At 61.4% G+C, this 16,545-nt stretch carries 7 protein-coding genes; 3 read left to right on the top strand and 4 right to left on the bottom strand.

Features of this window, described 5'->3' with window-relative positions; translation table 11 throughout:
* Positions 1-9 precede the first annotated feature (9 nt).
* Positions 10-621, bottom strand: a complete 612-nt coding sequence (locus AC1DWA_RS29835; RefSeq protein WP_020969778.1) for a VOC family protein — start codon at positions 619-621, stop codon at positions 10-12.
* Between the two features lie 317 nt (positions 622-938).
* On the opposite strand from AC1DWA_RS29835, the gene AC1DWA_RS29830 reads away from it, so the two are divergent.
* Together AC1DWA_RS29830 and AC1DWA_RS29825 are read left to right on the top strand one after the other, a co-directional pair.
* Complete coding sequence (locus AC1DWA_RS29830; RefSeq protein ID WP_477848081.1) at positions 939-4,043, top strand: multicopper oxidase family protein; 3,105 nt, start codon at positions 939-941, stop codon at positions 4,041-4,043.
* 116 nt (positions 4,044-4,159) lie between these two features.
* A complete protein-coding gene (locus AC1DWA_RS29825; RefSeq protein WP_387405754.1) occupies positions 4,160-5,398 on the top strand; it encodes an HNH endonuclease signature motif containing protein in 1,239 nt (412 codons plus the stop codon).
* Positions 5,399-5,483: 85 nt separating this feature from the next.
* On the opposite strand, the gene AC1DWA_RS29820 is transcribed toward AC1DWA_RS29825, so the two are convergent.
* The 3 genes from AC1DWA_RS29820 to AC1DWA_RS29810 are packed head-to-tail and all read right to left on the bottom strand — an operon-like array spanning position 5,484 to position 9,966.
* The gene (locus AC1DWA_RS29820; protein WP_020969775.1) at positions 5,484-6,455 is read right to left on the bottom strand and encodes an antibiotic biosynthesis monooxygenase; all 972 of its coding nucleotides are present in this window, start codon (positions 6,453-6,455) and stop codon (positions 5,484-5,486) included.
* The gene (locus AC1DWA_RS29815) at positions 6,452-9,145 is read right to left on the bottom strand and encodes a molybdopterin-dependent oxidoreductase (RefSeq protein WP_020969774.1); all 2,694 of its coding nucleotides are present in this window, start codon (positions 9,143-9,145) and stop codon (positions 6,452-6,454) included. The genes AC1DWA_RS29820 and AC1DWA_RS29815 overlap by 4 nt, the downstream gene beginning before the upstream one ends.
* Entirely contained in the window at positions 9,142-9,966 is an 825-nt protein-coding gene (locus tag AC1DWA_RS29810; protein WP_195791390.1) for an FAD binding domain-containing protein, read from the bottom strand. Before AC1DWA_RS29810 ends, AC1DWA_RS29815 begins: the two co-directional genes overlap by 4 nt.
* Before the next feature lie 259 nt (positions 9,967-10,225).
* Between AC1DWA_RS29810 and AC1DWA_RS29805 the strand changes: the two genes are divergently transcribed.
* The coding region (locus tag AC1DWA_RS29805) for an amino acid adenylation domain-containing protein (protein ID WP_477917408.1) at positions 10,226-16,545 on the top strand (6,320 nt) is incomplete at its 3' end.

Raw genomic sequence — 16,545 nt, 5'->3', positions numbered from 1 at the left:
CCGCCTGCGTCAGGAATGGGTGCTTTCCCAGGCGAAACCGTCAGGATCCGCGAAGGGTTCGGTCGCACCGGTGATGGTGATTCGGTGCGACCCGGTGCCCTCGGGAGCGAGCCCGGCGTCCTTTGCCAGGGCGCCTCGGCCGTACAGTGCCAGCGTGACATTGTTTGCTGCGCTGGTGAATTCGACGTACTTGCGGCCGAAGCTCTTCGACACCTCGAGGCCGTGGTCGAGGTAGAACTGCTTACTGGCCTTGACGTCTTCGGCGCCGAGCAGCAGCACGAGGCTGTCGATTGTGCGGGTGGCGGGTCCATTGTTCTTCTTCGACGACGTGGCGATCTTCCAGATCGAACCGTCCGGAGCCTGAAGGACTCCGCCGTATCCCCAGAGGGATTTCTTCACCGGCTTCAAGACGGCGGCACCGGCTGCGAGTGCGGCGCCGACGAAGGCGTCGACGATGTTCGGTTGGGAGACGACGAGCGAAAGGGTGTACCCACGAAACCCGGTTGTCGGTTCGTTCGATTCGCGTAGCTGGATTCGATCTCCGACGCCGAGAGCGTTGTAGAAGGCTTCGGCTGCGACGAGGTCGGGTACGTCGAGGATCACGGATTGCGCGGTGGTCATCCGGGCGCTCCCTGCTGATGTGTGGATTGACGACGTGTGGTCGGAAGTGGACTTCTGTGGTGTGTTCATGTGTTTCAACGTAATTGCGGGCCCCTTGGCTGTGCTTCTCGATTTCTGATCGGTTTGCTGAGACTGCTTGCAAGGTGCAGCGCTCGAGCGGGCACTAGGTGGGCAATTTGTCGTGAATGTACAGTTCAGCCGATGTTTTCTCGATAGGCTGATGAGCGCTGATCGGACGTATCTCACGCCACCATGGAACGGGGAAACCAGTGATCGCACTGCGAGGAAAGTCGTTAGCCGCAGCAGTAGTGGTGTCCATGACGATGGCGTTGGCCGCGTGTACGTCCGCTGAATCGGCGCCCGAGGTGGGCGCCAACTACGGCTCGGACGGAACCGGCGTCGACTACCGGGAGCCGGTGAAACTGAGTAGCCGAGATGGTGTTCTCGAGGTGCGCTTGTCCGCTCATCAGGGAGTGATTCCGCTCGATACCGCTTCGGCGCCCGTGTCGAATTTTCTGCTCTTCGGGTACGAAGTCATCCGCGGTACGGCGTCGGACGGATCGACCTCGGCGAGTGACGTCTATCCGGCGCCGACTCTCCGCGTCAATCCCGGAGAGCGATTGATCATTCATTACGACAACGATTTGCAAGATCTCACGATCGAGGACTTCTACGATCCGGCATTCACACCGGCGGGCGGGGACGTGCCGATCTATCCGCCGGCGCTGACGTCGGCTCCGCTGAATCTGCACACGCACGGAGTGCACGTGAGTCCGGACGGCAATGCGGACAACGTGATGCTCAACATTCCCGCCGGCCAGGGAAACGTGTACGACTACGCGATTCCGGGGACGATGCCGAACGGTCTCTACTGGTACCACAGTCACCGGCACACCCTCACCGCCCAGCAGACGTACATGGGCTTGGCCGGGCTCCTTGAAATCGGCCGGCCGGACGGAAATTTGCCTGTCGTGACGGCAAACGACGTTCCGATTCGCGATATGGCACTGCAGTACAACTTCGTATTCGACCGCAAAGGAAAGGGCCGACAGCTCAACGACGCGAACTGGCCCCAATTCGTCAGTACGTTGACGCCACCCGCCGGTACGGAATTAGCCGACGGGACGTACCGTCCGAGCCTTGCTCCGGTGAATTTCTCGGACACTACCGAGGGCGCGCAGTATTTCACCAACTGGTACGCGGGACCGTTGTCCCCGGCCAATCATCGTGGACAGAATCAATTCGTTCCAGGCAATCTGCAGAGCTTCGTGGGTGAATCGACGAGTGTTCCGGCCGATCCCTCACTGCCGGACAACCAACGCGATGTGCAGTACACCGTGAACGGTCAGTTCCAGCCGTCGCTGAAACTGAAGCCGGGGCAGACCGAGATCTGGGTGCTTGCCAACATCAGCGACTTTGCCTACATGCCGGTTACGTTGACGGAAACCGCAACCGGCACCCATCCGAAGTTCGCAATCGTGGGGCAGGACGGAAACCCGTTCGACGAGGTCAGGCCACCCGTGGACGGGGACGGAACCAGGCTGGTGATTCCGCCGGCCTCGCGCTATGCAATCGCCGTGACGATGCCGGAGTCCGGCGATCTGGTGCTGGAGATGCCACCGCTGGAAGGTGCGAAACCGGTGAGCAATCCGGGAGTTCTCTATACCAACAACGGTACCGACAATCCGCCCGCCGAACTCGGAACCGTCACCGTCGACCCGTCGGTGATCAGTTACGCGGACGGATTCTTCACGTTCCCGACTCAGCAGTTGATCCGCGCGACGCCAGACGAGGGCGAAGGGAAGACGACTCCCTTCGAGTTCGGACAGAAGCTCGATACCTACACCTCGTTCGTGGATACAGCAGCGATGACGCCCGACGTGACCCGCAACCTCACAGTGTCCGGTGGGTTCGGAAACGAGAAGGCCAGCAACAGCGATCCGAAGGCCTTCACCTACGAATTCGCCGACAACACGTTCCCCAACATTCCGCTGATTCAACCGCGACTGAATTCCGTTGAGGAATGGAAGATCACGAACCTCAACAACGACGAACACCCGATGCATATTCACGTCAACGACTTCCAGGTAACGGAAGTTGTGGATCCCGTCGCAGGTACCACGACAGGGGTTCAGCCGTGGGGAATCGACAACGTGAACGTGCCCGCTCCGGTGACTGACGAGAATGAGAATGCTCTCGAGCCTGCGTCAGTGACGTTGCGAACGAAGTTCACCGAGTACACCGGAACCTTTGTGATCCACTGCCACCGACTCAATCACGAGGACAACGGTTTGATGGCGACTGTCAACGTGATTCCCGAGGTATCGACATATGCCGTCGCGATACCTGGTTCGGCCGGCGTGCCCGCCAAGGTGCAGATATTCGATGCCAACGGCGACAAACTGATCACTGCTGTGACGCCCTTCCCGTCGTTCGAAGGCACCCCGAGTGTTGCGATGGCGGACGTGAACGGAGACATGGTGCTTGATCTGGTCGCTGGAACAGGTGCAGGCTCGGCTCCGGAAGTGGTGGCGTACAACGCAGTCGGCGGCGTGCCGTTCACCGACGAGTTGGCAAGATTCGCCCCCTTCGATGTGGGTTTCCGCGGTGGAGTGAACGTCGGCGGTGTCGACATCGACGGAAATGCACTGGCAGACAACATCATCGTTGCATCAGGCCCAGGGATGGAGTCGCAGGTCAAGATCTACTCCACCGACCTTCCGGCGGACAAGAGGTCCGCACCCACAGAATTCGGTTCGTTCTCGCCGTACCCGGGATCGAGTAGCGGAGTCACGTTCGCAACCGGAATGGTTGACAGTCACTCCGGTCGAGCGAGCATCGTGACAGCACCCGGTGCGGGCGAGGAGCCGTTGATCAAGACGTTCCGCTACGACCTGTACGAACCGACGGCGGTTGCGCAGGGCGACTCCGATGAACACGCAGGTCATACGGCTGGTCCGGCAACGACATCACAGTTCTTGGCATTCGACCAGGGCTACCGCGACGGGGTGTCTCTGTCGACGGGTTGGGTGGCCGGCGCCGAGGGCGGCGCAAAGTCGATAGTGGCAGGCATGCTCGGAGGAGAAGGATCAATCCGCGTCTTCTCGAGTGGATCCAGGCTCGACGGTGCACCCGAGATGTACCTCGAGAGTCCAGATCACCATTCGACGGACGTGGCATTTCGGGAGGTTGCAGCTTTCGACCCGTTCACCGCTCCAGGGTCGGGTGTGGGAGTGGCCACGACGAGCACGACTACCGGCGCGGATCTCCTCGTCAGCGGCAGCAACGGAACGGGTGCCGAAGTTCGGAAATTCACTCTCGGTCGTGCCGATCCGTCTGCGACCACACTGACACCGACGCTTGTAGGAACGCTTCCGCCCTATCCCGTCGGTGGGGGAGCGCTGCCGCTCGGGGGTCGATGAGCGCACTTTGCGTGGAATTGAAAGTAGCTTTGTTTCAATAGGTCTCGAGGGTGAAACATTTGAAGTTGTCCGCTTTGTCTCTGGTTATCGAAAGTATGTTCGATTAAACTTTGAGTATGGACAGTCGGGAAGCGTGGCAACTGGATGGCGAGGGCCTCAAGAGTGAGGTTCTCGATCTGGTGCGTGTCCGACACGAGTTGCAGTCGCGGATGGTGTTGCTGATTGTGGAGATGTTTTCCCGTGAGGTTCTCGGCGGGAAGGGTTTTCGAGCGATCGCGCAGTGGTTGCACGGTTCGACGAATCTCGAGATCGGTGAGTGCAGTCTGCTGGTCGGGTTAGCGCGGTTGCTGATGCTCGAACCCGTTGTCGGCGATGCGTTTCAYCGGGGTGACGTGGATGCGTTGAAAGCCCGKCAGGTGGCGTCGTTTTGTCAGCATCCGCCGAAGAACATGACCCTGGCGGATGTGGACAAGGCCCGCGGGATTCTGCTCGGGTTGGCGTCGAAGAACATYGCSGATTGTGATGCGGTGCGGGCAGCGATCCGCCGAATCGAGAAGCAGTACGGCAAACGYGAGGAYGGTGTTCCGGTCGGGGAAGACTCGGAGCGGAATGAGTTCTATGCCTCGAAAGGCCTGTACGGGCGTGTCACTGTAAAGGGTGACTTGGATGCTGTGAACGGGGCGCGGTTGATCACGTTGTTGTCGAGCCTGTCCGCTCCGACACCGGAGAAGGACGGCGTCAAGGACACGCGTACTCCGGCATTACGGCGTGCGGACGGGTTTTGCGAACTACTGCGCCGGTACGAGCGGGCGGGGCTGGGTCCAATCGAGGGCGGGGTGAAACCACACATCACGGTGACCGCGTCGGCCAAGGACATGACGGACCTTAAAGTTCTGAAAGACCTGTTGCCGTCCACCGAGGAGTTGGGGTTCGCGTGGACGGATTGGGTGGGTCCGATCAGCATCGACACCGCACGGATGTTGGCCTGCGACTGCACGGTCACCCGGATTCTGTTGGATGAGAATGGTGTTCCGCTCGACTGCGGCAAGGAAGCGAGAACGGCGACGGTTCCGCAGCGGCGGGCTCTTGCGGTTCGGGATGGCGGTTGTGCGTTTCCAGGGTGTGGGACTCCGTCGGGGTGGTGCGATGCCCACCATATTGTTCACTGGGGTGATGGTGGCCCAACAGATCTCGACAACCTGATCTTGTTGTGCGGTCACCATCATCGGACACTGCACCACACCGAATGGCGGGTCGAGATCGGCCCCGATCGGAAGACGATGTTCTATCCACCGATGTCCGTTGATCCGTATCAGCATCCGATCGGCGGGAACAGCCCACCGACGGCCGCCTGAACGGCCATAACTGGAAATGCCAGCGTATGCACCGGGGAAGAATCATGCCCCGGTACATGCGCTGGCATTTCGCGTTCTGGAGAGTTCAGGGCAGCGACCAGAACTGAGTAGTCACCAGATAGAAGACGACCACCCAGAACAAGGTCACCGCAGCGACGATCGCCACCCCTTGCGCGTTGGTTTTTGCGACAGGAATCCCCGAAGGTGGACGCAGCCAGCGGTGCAGGAGTCGATTCACGTAGTACGGCATCGTGAAGAAACTCATGATGAAACTCGACAACAGGTTGCCGATCAACAATCCCAGCCAGAGTGGCAGCTTCAGCGGTGACAGCGCCAAAGTAAGCAAGACGACAGTCGGGTAGAGGCCGACCCAGACGGCGATCGAGGTTTTTGTCTCCGACGGTGGAGGGGCCTCGTTTCCGTTCTCGTCGAAGGCAAACCAACTGCCGAACGAATTGTCGACAGTGCGCAGTTCGAAGTCGTGGAACTTGCGGCCCTCGGCGAGGAGTTGTTGTCGCTCAGGAGAAGTCAGCCACGTGTCGAGATGGGCCGCATTGTCGAAGCGATACAGCAGCGTCCATTCGTCCTGCACGCCGTCGACGGGGCGGAACAGTTCGGTGCCGCGAAACCCTTCGAACGCGCTTTCCACCTCGCGAAGACGGTCTTGCCAGGCAAGGAACTCGTCGATGCTGTCGTCGCCGACTCGGTGCGTCACGACCACGGTCAGCAGCGGGTCCGGGGGCTTGATCCCGCCGCTCACCACTTGCTGTGTGGCCGGTCCGTCGAAGTACTGCCGGCCGTCCTCGAGGTAGTCCTGCCGTGTCGCGCTGTTGATCCACGCCTGAACATGAGCGATGGAGTCGAAGCGGTACACGATCACCCAATCAGGTTGGGTGGTCGTCGGAGCTGCGATTTCCGCCCCGAGGAAGCCGGCGTAGTCTGCGGCCGCACGGTTGAGGTCCTTCTGCCAGACCTCGAATTCCTTCTCCAGCCCAGGACGCACTCGCTGGCCGATGATGACCGTCGCGGCGCTGTCCGCCGACGTGTTCGCGGTCATCGGTTCAGCCCTGTGTAGATGCGCTCAGGTGTGAGCGGTAGCGACCGGAATCGAGACCCGGTGGCGTCCTGCAGTGCGTTCGCGAGCGCAGGGGCAACCGGATTGATGCAGCACTCCGCCATGCCCTTGGAGCGGAGTGGGCCGACGGAGTCTGATGACTCGACGAGGATCACGTCGGTGCGTGGGACATCTGCATAGGTCGGGATCCGGTAGTTACGTAGATTCGGGTTCATCATCGCGCCGTTTGCGTCTACGTGGAAGTTCTCGGTGAGTGCGAAGCCGATGCCCTGGGCGACGCCACCTTCGATCTGTCCCCGCACCTGCGCCGGATTGATGATCACCCCAGCGTCGGTGGCTTGGACACTGTAGAGGATGCGGATCTCGCCGGTGATGCGATGGACGGCGATCCGGAAGCCATGAGTGTTGGACACCACGCTGCGTGGCGACCCGTACGCTTTCCGTGCTTCGGTGAATCGGATCCCGCGCGGGCGTGCAGCCTCGAGTAACTCTTGCAGTGTTAATCGAGTACTACCGCAGACGATCTTGTCGTCGTCCATCGAGCACAGGTCAATCGAGACGCCGGTGTGATGTGCGGCGAAGGCCAGTAGTCGATCGCGGAGCGCATTCGACGCGCGAAGTACCGCGTTCCCAGCGACAAACAGGCCGGCGCTGGCGAAAGCGCCTGTGTCGAAACCGGTTCGGTCGGTGTCCGACTGAATGATTCGTACACGTGACGGTGTTGTGCCCAGCTGATTCGCGGCGATCTGCACGTGGGCCGTAGAAGTTCCCTCACCGAATTCGACTGTGCCGATGGCAAGTTCGTATACACAGTCTTCGCCGAGGGTGAGCCAAGCCTCGGAAATGTGCTCGGTGGGTGGCGCGGTCTCATGTAGTGAACTGGCGGTACCGGTGCCGATCAGCCAATCGTCTCCGAGCGAGGGAACCGGTTGGCGCTTCAATGCCGCGTCGATCAGATCGATGCATTGCCCCAGTCCGTCTTCGGTGAAGATCACGTCGTCTGGGCCGTCTTCGAGTGCGACGAGCGAATCGCCCGGTCGGACGATATTGCGTCGACGCAGTTCGAGCGGATCCATGTTCAGCGCGATGGCCAATTCGGTCATGGCCGATTCCACGGCAAAGGCCGGTTGAGTCATCCCGTACCCACGCAAAGCGCCGCTCGGGACGTTATTGGTGTACACGGAATACGCATCGAACTTCTTGTTCGCACAGCGATAGAGCGAGACTGCCGCGCCGCCGGCAAAGAGTGTCTCTCCGCCGTGGTTTCCGTATGCACCGGTGTTCGAGACGTTGCGATAGTGGAACGCGGTGAGTGTCCCGTCCGACTTTGCTCCGAGCTTGATTGTGAGTTTCATCGGATGACGCGGTGACGCGGTGGTGAACTCTTCTTCTCGGGTGAATTCGAGGCAGACGGGACGACCGGTGTCCAGGGTGGCGAGCGCCACCAGATCTTCGCTGATCACTTCCTGTTTTCCTCCGAACCCGCCGCCCACGCGTTTGCAGAACACGCGCAGCTGATCCGGGCGGAGGTCGAAGAGATGGGCGAGTTTGACCTTGGCGATGGAGGGGGACTGCGAACTCGTGCGAACGTGAAGGCGTCCGTCTTCCATCCATGAAATCGAACCGTGCGTCTCGAGATGTGCGTGCTGCACTCGCGGCGAGAAGTAGGTGCCTTCGTGGATGACGTCGGCCTCGGCGAACCCGGCCTCGACGTCGCCCACGTGACCGTGAAGTTCGAGCAGGATGTTGTGCTCGGGATCTCGAACAAAGGGATCGTCGGATCCGTGCAGGGCTGGAGCGCCGTCGGCCATGGCCTCTTCCGGATCGAACACGGAAGGCAGGATCTCGTAATCGACCTTCACCTTCCGACGGCCTTCTTCCGCAGCGACGACGGAGTCGGCGAGGACGGCCACCACCCGCTGACCCACGAACCGCACGACGTTGTCGAGGATGTACGTGTCGTCCGGATCAACAAGGTGGTCGGTATGAATTGCCGTTGTAAAGAGCTTGCGCGGCACGTCTTTCCAGGTGTACACGCGATGGACACCGGGGACGGCGAGCGCCTCGGTGGTGTCGATGGAGGTGATGCGTGCATGCGCGTGGGGCGAGTGCAGCACTTTCAGGTGCAGCATGCCGTCGATCGCGGTGTCCATAGTGTATTCGGCTCGGCCGGTCACGACGTCGGTGGCCGCCGGCGCCCCGACGCTGGTCCCGACCGCCTGTCCGGGGAGGGCAACTTCGACAGCGCCGACACCGTTGACCGCGTCTTCGATGGATCGGTAACCGGTGCAGCGGCACAGGTTTCCCTTGAGCGCTCGCGGCAAGTCTTCTTTCTGCGCGTCGGTGAGCGCCGCGGAGGTCATGATCATTCCGGCGGTGCAGAACCCACACTGAAAGCCGGGTGCATCCCGGAACTGTTGCTGAATCGGATGGAGATCTTCGGGCGTACCGAGTCCCTCGATCGTGGTCACCGCGCGACCGTCGGCGCGAAAGGCGGGCGTGATGCAGCTGTGTATCGGCGCTCCGTCGAGCCACACTGTGCACGCCCCGCAGTCCCCGCCGTCGCAACCCTTCTTCACCCCGTGGTGTCCGAGGTGTCGAAGAAACGTCCGGAGACACTGTCCCGGGAACGGTTCCTCGTCGAACGTCCGGTCGTTCACCGTGTAGCTCATGACTGGCTCCCCGTGAGTTCGATTCGGAGCTCGTCGGCGTAGTGACGGGCGAGGTGCAGGCGGTGGTCGGGGGTTCCGTTGGGATCGTCGAACCAACTGTCGGCCGAAATGGAGTCGACAGCTCGTCGCAGAGAGTGCTCGTCCGGCATCGTGTCGAACGTCAGCCGTATCGGATGCGTAGTGCCGGCGGTGATGGTGAGGTGAAAGTCGTCGGCTCCCGGAGTCTGCGTCGCGATCATGAAGATCGTCGAACGGCCGAGGTGCGTGAGACTGAAGCGGCGGTGGGCGTGGCGTTTGGTGAGCGCGTGCACCGGGAACTCGATGCTCCGAAGAACTTCGCCCGGCTCCAGGACATTCTGGTGGTCACCGGTCACGAAGTCGCACGCGTCGACGGTCCTCACTGTTCCGGCGGTGGCCCACAGCGTGAAAGTAGCCTCGAGTGCAACTGCCAGGGTGGTCATCGGTCCGGCGGGAAGCGACATACAGATGTTGCCGCCTACGGTGGCCGAATTCCACACCTTGAAAGACGAGAGGAAGTACTCGCAGCTGACGCGAATAAGTGGACTCGCACCCCAATTGTCCGGCGGGACAAACGCATACAGTTCGGCAACGGTGCACGTAGCTCCGACACTGAAATGAGTCGCGCCGACCTCCAGTGGTGTCCAACCGAGCGCGGTGAGGTCGACCAGTCGACGCGTGTCGGGTTGTTCCGCTGAGAACAGCCACGTTCCTCCCGCGAGCCAGGCGTCGCCGGGACGCCACACGTCCCCTGGGCGATCCGGTGGTCGGCGTATCACGTCGGTAATGGTGGTGATGTCCATGCGCCTGCTCCCCTCGGGGGATGTGTCGTCTCGGAGTGGGACATTACCGAGGTGACGGGACACATTCACACTTTTAGTGCATATCGGGCACGTGAAACATGAGCGATACGTACGTGACATCACCTGGTGGTCCGTGCATGTGCTTGCCGATTCTGGGTACGACTGCTTGAGAGGCGCGATCAGCCTCTTGCTTTCGCGCTGTTGATTCGGACGCGGCTACGCACTCGGCGGCCGCGGAGATCATGCGGGGCGGGGCGCTGTGAAACCCTTCGAGGTAAGACGGACCGACCCTTTCGATGAGACCCTCTTTCCGCTCTCGGCCGCCCAACGGGCAACCTGGTTCGCTCAGCAATTCGATCCCGAAGTCCCGATTCTGATAGCGCACTACGTGGAGTTGCGCGGCGAACTCGACGTCGAATTACTGGATCGCGAAACGCGGGCAGTTGCTTACGAGTTTCAATCTCCCATGCTCAAAGTGATCGAGGTTGATGGTCAGCCGATGCAGTACGTGGACGAGAAGGCCGAAATCTCGGTCGGTTTGGTCGACTTCCGCTGGACCGAGGATCCCTTCGAGGCTGCGCTCGAGTGGATGCGTCGAGATTGCCGGACGCAGCTCGACCTGGCAGTCGACGGAATCGTCGCGACCGCTGTGCTGCGCGTGGGTGACGCGCACTATTTGTGGTACAGCCGTATCCATCATGTCGCGCTCGACGGTTTCGGTGCCATGACCATGATGAACCGCATTGCGCATCGGTACTCGGCCTCGGCGGCGAGAAAAGATCTGCAGCCGAGTCGTGCCGCGACACTGCGCACGCTGTACGACATCGACGAGCGGTACAGACAGTCGGATCGATTCGCTGCCGACCGTGAGTACTGGGCAGGGCGCAATACAGTCGGTGCCGGATCCAGCTTGGCGGAGGCTTCTGGGCCCGCACACATCGAGAGCCGACTCGAAAGCACACTGATGTCGGACCGGAGCTGTGCCCTTCTCCACGAATCCGAGAACCACGCTGCAACGGTCATCGCTGCGCTCGCGTTGTACCTCTCGCGAATGACGGCGAAAGAGATTGTCCAGATTCATGTTCCGATGTCCGGACGGACTACGGCGGTGTTGCGGGACTCGGGCGGCATGATGGTGAACGTCGCGCCGCTGCTCATCAGCATCGCAGCCGTCGACACCGTCGGTGAACTCTTCGCCCAGGTCCAGCATGAGCTCATGGGTGCATTGCGGCACCAGCGCTGCAGCCTCGACGACATCCGTCGGGACGCAGGCGTGACGAGCGGTCTGGAAGGCGAAGACTCATATGCCGGACCCATGGTCAACGTCATGCTGTTTCGCCAGGAGGTGCAGTTGGGCGAGGTGGTTGGGGAGTATCACATCGTCACCTCCGGGCCGGTGGAAGACCTTCTGGTCAACGTGTATCCGAGCGGCGACAGGCTGCGTGTCGACTTCCGGGCAAACCCGATCCGATACGAGGAGGCGGGTTTACGCGAGCACCACCGGAATTTTGTCGGCTTGTTGGAAGAGTTGATCGCGTCTGATTCCGGTGCCGAACTCGCAGAAATTCACAGCCCGACGGCACGGGAGGGCGAGCGACGACAACGCGAAGTGCGGCACCTCGAATATTGGAGACATGAGCTCACCGGGGCGCCCGAACTGTTGCAAGTTCCCTTCGATCGACCCAGGCCTGCAACGCAATCGCTGGACAGTGCACAGGTTGAGGTCGTGATCGCCGCAGACACCCACGCGCGGATTACAGAAATGGCAAGTGATCTCGGGACGGACACACGCGCGGTCCTACATACGGGCTTCGCGCTTGTGGTGAGCCGATTGTCCGGGGCTTCGGACGTGGTAATCGGTACGCCGACGGGATCCGACGCGAACATCGTTGCCATCCGGAGTCGCATCGATCTGGAGACGCCGTTCACGGCGCTCGTGGGCAGTGTCGTCGAGGTCCGAAGTAGTGCGCTGCCGCACAGTGGGATACGGCTCGATCAGGTGGCGCAGTCGCTCGAGGTGGAGGATGTACCTGCGTATGCGCCGGTGATACAGGTGACGTTCGAGTCCGTCGCCAGCGCTGACGAGCACCCTCCCGACCTCGGCCGCTTCGATCTCGGAGTGTCTGCAGTCGAACTGTTCGACGAGGTGGGTACGCCGTCCGGAATCACGGTGACGCTCGCGTTTGCCACCGACCTGTTCGACGCCGAGACGGTACGTGGCCTCGGTTTGCGGTTCGCGCGCGTCCTGGAATCCGTCACCACAGATCCGGCAATGATGGTCGGCGACATCGACATCTTGTCCAACGACGAGCGATCCGCGATGCAGCCTGTCCGCAGTGACCCTCGCGCTTCGCACCGCACCCTGGCCGAACTGTTCGACGGTGCGGCGCGCACACACCCCGACGGCGTGGCCCTGTCGTATCTCGATGGCGAGTTGACGTATCGAGAACTCGACGATCGTTCGTCGAAGTTGGCCCGAGTCTTGATCGACCGCGGCATCGGTCCGGAAAACAGTGTGGCGCTGGGTTTGACGCGTTCGATCGAATCGGTTGTCGCGATGTTGGCGGTGACCAAAGCCGGCGCGGCATTCGTGCCGGTGGATCCGACCTATCCGGGTGAACGTGTTCGCTTCATGCTGAACGATTCCGGTGCCGTACTGGGGCTCACGGTCGTTTCCGAACTTCATCGTTTGCCGGATTCGATTTCCTGGATAGCAATCGACGACGCTGAGTTCCGTGGCCGACTTGCACGGTTGTCCGTGCGCTCCATCTCCGATGTCGATCGGGTGCACCCGATCCGGCCCGACAATCCCGCATACGTGATCTACACTTCGGGTTCCACCGGACTCCCCAAGGGGGTGACGGTCTCGCATCGCGGACTGGAAGCGCTTGCTGCCGAACAGCGTTCGCGGTTCGGTGCGACCCAGGATGCGCGAACATTGCACTTCTCGACCCCGAGTTTCGACGCCTCGATTTTCGAATACCTGCTGGCTTTCGGGGCCGGAGCGACCATGGTGATTGCACCGAGCACGATCTACGGCGGTGACGAGCTGTCTCGCTTCCTCGAATCCCAGCGTGTCACGCATGGTTTTGTCACTACTGCGGCGCTCGGAACAGTTTCGCCCGAGGGCCTTTCGGACTTCGGCGACGTGGTGGTCGGTGGTGAGGCCTGTCCGCCGGATCTTGTGCAGCGGTGGGCTCCCGGCCGACGGCTGTGCAATGCCTACGGGCCGACCGAGACCACCGTCATGTCGAACATCGGCGAGCCTATGGTGTCGTCGGAGAACATCACAGTGGGCGGTCCGCTCCGCGGTTTCGAGGAGATCGTGCTCGATCAGCGATTGCACCCCGTCCCCGACGGTGTTGTGGGCGAGCTGTACATCTCGGGAGACGCGCTCGCACGTGGATATCACCGGAAGTATGCGTTGACCGCAGGACGATTCGTGGCCGACCCGTTCGGTCTCCCGGGCCGGCGGATGTATCGGACCGGGGACTTGGTGCGGCGGCGCCGTGGCCGTGCACTCGAGTACGTCGGTCGCAGCGATTTCCAGGTGAAAGTTCGCGGATTCCGTATCGAGCTCGGGGAAATCGACAGCGTCGTGCAGTCGTGTCCGCAGGTCGAGAATGCAGTTACCGTGGCGCGTGCGGCTCCCTCCGGTACAACGATGATTACCACGTACGTCGTGCCTGCCGGCGGAAGTGCGCTCTCGACGGCCGATCTGACGCAGTACGCCGCGAGCCGTGTGCCCTCCTACATGGTTCCTGCGGCCTTTGTTCTTCTCGACGAGTTGCCGGTAACTCCATCGGGAAAGGTCGATCGCGCTGCCTTACCGGCACCTCGGTTCGATGCTCGGTCGGACAACTTTCGACCGCCCGAGGGCGCCGAAGAACTACTGCTGGCCGAGATTTTTGCCGACGTTCTAGGTGCTGAGGCGGTGGGTGCGGGTGACGACTTCTTCGAGCTGGGTGGGAACTCACTGATCGCCACAAAGCTGATCGCACGAGTCAATGCCGCTGAAGCAATCGATTTCGGGGTGCGGACTTTGTTCGAAGCACCGACGATCGAATCACTGGCTCTCCACGTGCGTGACGCGAAGTCCTCCGGCGTTGATCCCTCGCGTTCGAAGCGTCCAATCCTGCAGGCACATTCGTACAGGGACAAGATTCCGGTGTCTCTGGCGCAACAACGCCTGTGGTTTGTCAATCAGTTCGACACGTCGTCCCCGGCCTACAACATCCCGATGGTGGTCCGACTGTCAGGGGCGTTGGATGTGGCTGCGCTGAAACTCGCGATGGGAGATGTTGTCGATCGACATGAATCGCTTCGCACCGTCTACCCGGCGTCGGTCGACGGTCCACATCAGGTCGTGGTTCCTTCGGAACGTGTGACGTCGAAGATGGCGTGGGAAGTATCCGTTGACGAGGAAGCCTTGGACAGGCGCGTCGCCGATCTCGCTCGCGAGGGGTTCGACGTGAGCGCGAACGTGCCCGTGCGCGGCTCCCTTTTTCGAATCACTCCGGACGTTCACGTCCTCGCGTTGGTGGTTCACCATATTTCGGCGGATGGAGCATCTCTCGAGCCGCTGGCCCGCGACCTGACCCGCGCCTACGCGGCGCGGGCTGCCAGTCGGGCACCGGACTGGCCGCCTTTGCCTGTGCAGTACGCCGACTACAGCCAATGGCAGATCGAACTGCTCGGCAGTGACGCCGATCCGGACACGCTCCAGGCGAAGCAGTTGGACTACTGGACGTCCACCCTGTCCGGTCTACCTGACGTGATCGACCTTCCGCTGGATCGACCGAGGCCGGCGGAACGATCCATGCGCGGTGAATCGGTCCGATTCTCGGTGCCCGCAGACGTGCACAGTGACCTCCTCGAACTCGCTCGGAATCACAACGCGACACCGTTCATGGTGATGCACGCAGTGCTGGCGGTTCTGTTGGCACGGCTGAGCGCCTCGCCGGACATAGCGATCGGCACTCCGGTGGGAGGGCGCGCCGAGCAAGTCCTCGACGATCTGGTCGGGATGTTCGTCAACACGGTCGTCCTGCGAACCGCCGTTGATTCCGCCGCGACTTTCGAGGAAATCCTTTCACGAACTCGCGAAGTTGATCTGGCGGCGTTCGGGCAAACCGAGGTGCCGTTCGAGCGAGTCGTCGATGCAGTTGCTCCGGAGCGTTCACCATCTCGTTCACCGCTCTTCCAGGTTCTGTTGGAATTTCAGAACACCGCAGATCCTCACCTCGAACTACCAGGACTCGGTGTCGATGTTGTTTCAGTCGACATCGGTGTCGCCAAATTCGACTTGCAATTGTCGCTCTCCGAAAAGCGTGGCAAGGACGGAATCCCGGTGGGTCTCGACGCCGCCTTCACCTACGCCTCCGATATCTTCGAGCGCACCACAGTCACCGAGTTCGGGGAGCGCTTCGTCCGCCTACTGCGGTCGGTCGTATCGGATCCAACTGCCCCAGTGGGTGATACGGAGATTCTGGGTGCGCCCGAGCGTGGGTTGGTGGTGGGTGGTTGGGATGGTGTGGGGGTTGCGGTGGGGGGTTTGACGTTGGTGGATGTGTTGGATGGGCGGTTTGCTGGTGTGGGTGGTGGGGGGTTGGTGTGTGGTGGGGTGGTGTTGTCGTGGGGTGAGTTTGATGTTCGGGTGAATCGTTTTGCGCGGTTGTTGATTTCGTTGGGGGTGGGTCCGGAGTCGCGGGTGTGTGTGGTGTTGTCGCGGTCGGTGGAGTTGTTGGTGGCGGTGTTTGCGGTGGTGCGGGCTGGTGGGGTGTTTGTTCCGGTGGATGTGGGTGCGCCGGTGGAGCGGGTGGGGTTTGTGGTGGGGGTGGTGGATCCGGTGGTGGTGTTGTCGCGGGGTGGTGATGGTGGGTGTTTGCCGGTGGGGGTGGGGTTTGTTGATGTGGGTTGTGTTGATGTTTCGGGGTTTTCGGGTGATCCGGTGGGGGTGGGTGATCGGTTGGGGGTGTTGTTGCCTGAGCATGCGGTGTATGTGATGTTCACGTCGGGGTCGACGGGTCGTCCGAAGGGGGTGGTGGTTTCGCATGCGGGGGTGGTGAATCGGTTGTTGTGGATGCAGGGGGAGTTTCCGTTGGGTGTGGGGGATGTGGTGTTGCAGAAGACGCCGGTGTCGTTCGATGTGTCGGTGTGGGAGTTGTTTTGGCCGTTGATGGTGGGTGCGCGGTTGGTGGTGGCGGATCCGGGTGGGCATCGTGATCCGGTGTATTTGGTGGGTGTGATCGAGCGGTGGGGGGTGTCGGTGGTGCATTTTGTGCCGTCGATGTTGGAGGTGTTCGTGGGGGAGCCTTCGGTGGTGGTGGGGTGTTCGAGTGTGCGTCGGGTGTTTGTGTCGGGTGAGGGGTTGTCGTCGGTGTTGGCGGGGCGGTTTGCGGGGGTGTGTGGTGCGGAGTTGGTGAATTTGTACGGGCCGACGGAGGCGTCGGTGGATGTGACGTTTCATGTGGTGGATGGTGTTGTGGGGGTGGGTGTTCCGATTGGTCGGCCGGTGTGGAATACGCGGGTGTTGGTGTTGGATTCGCGGTTGCGGCCGGTTCCGGTGGGTGTGGTGGG

Source organism: Rhodococcus sp. P4_F3_2 (assembly GCF_056401335.1).
The sequence above is the reverse complement of the archived record's forward strand: the minus strand, read 5'-3'. Positions and strand labels throughout refer to the sequence as shown.

Excerpts from the sequence above, each read along its gene's own strand:
- AC1DWA_RS29835 (WP_020969778.1), bottom strand. The coding sequence starts at position 621 with ATGACCACCGCGCAATCCGTGATCCTCGACGTACCCGACCTCGTCGCA.
- AC1DWA_RS29830 (WP_477848081.1), top strand. The coding sequence starts at position 939 with ATGACGATGGCGTTGGCCGCGTGTACGTCCGCTGAATCGGCGCCCGAG.
- AC1DWA_RS29820 (WP_020969775.1), bottom strand. The coding sequence starts at position 6,455 with ATGACCGCGAACACGTCGGCGGACAGCGCCGCGACGGTCATCATCGGC.
- AC1DWA_RS29815 (WP_020969774.1), bottom strand. The coding sequence starts at position 9,145 with ATGAGCTACACGGTGAACGACCGGACGTTCGACGAGGAACCGTTCCCG.
- AC1DWA_RS29810 (WP_195791390.1), bottom strand. The coding sequence starts at position 9,966 with ATGGACATCACCACCATTACCGACGTGATACGCCGACCACCGGATCGC.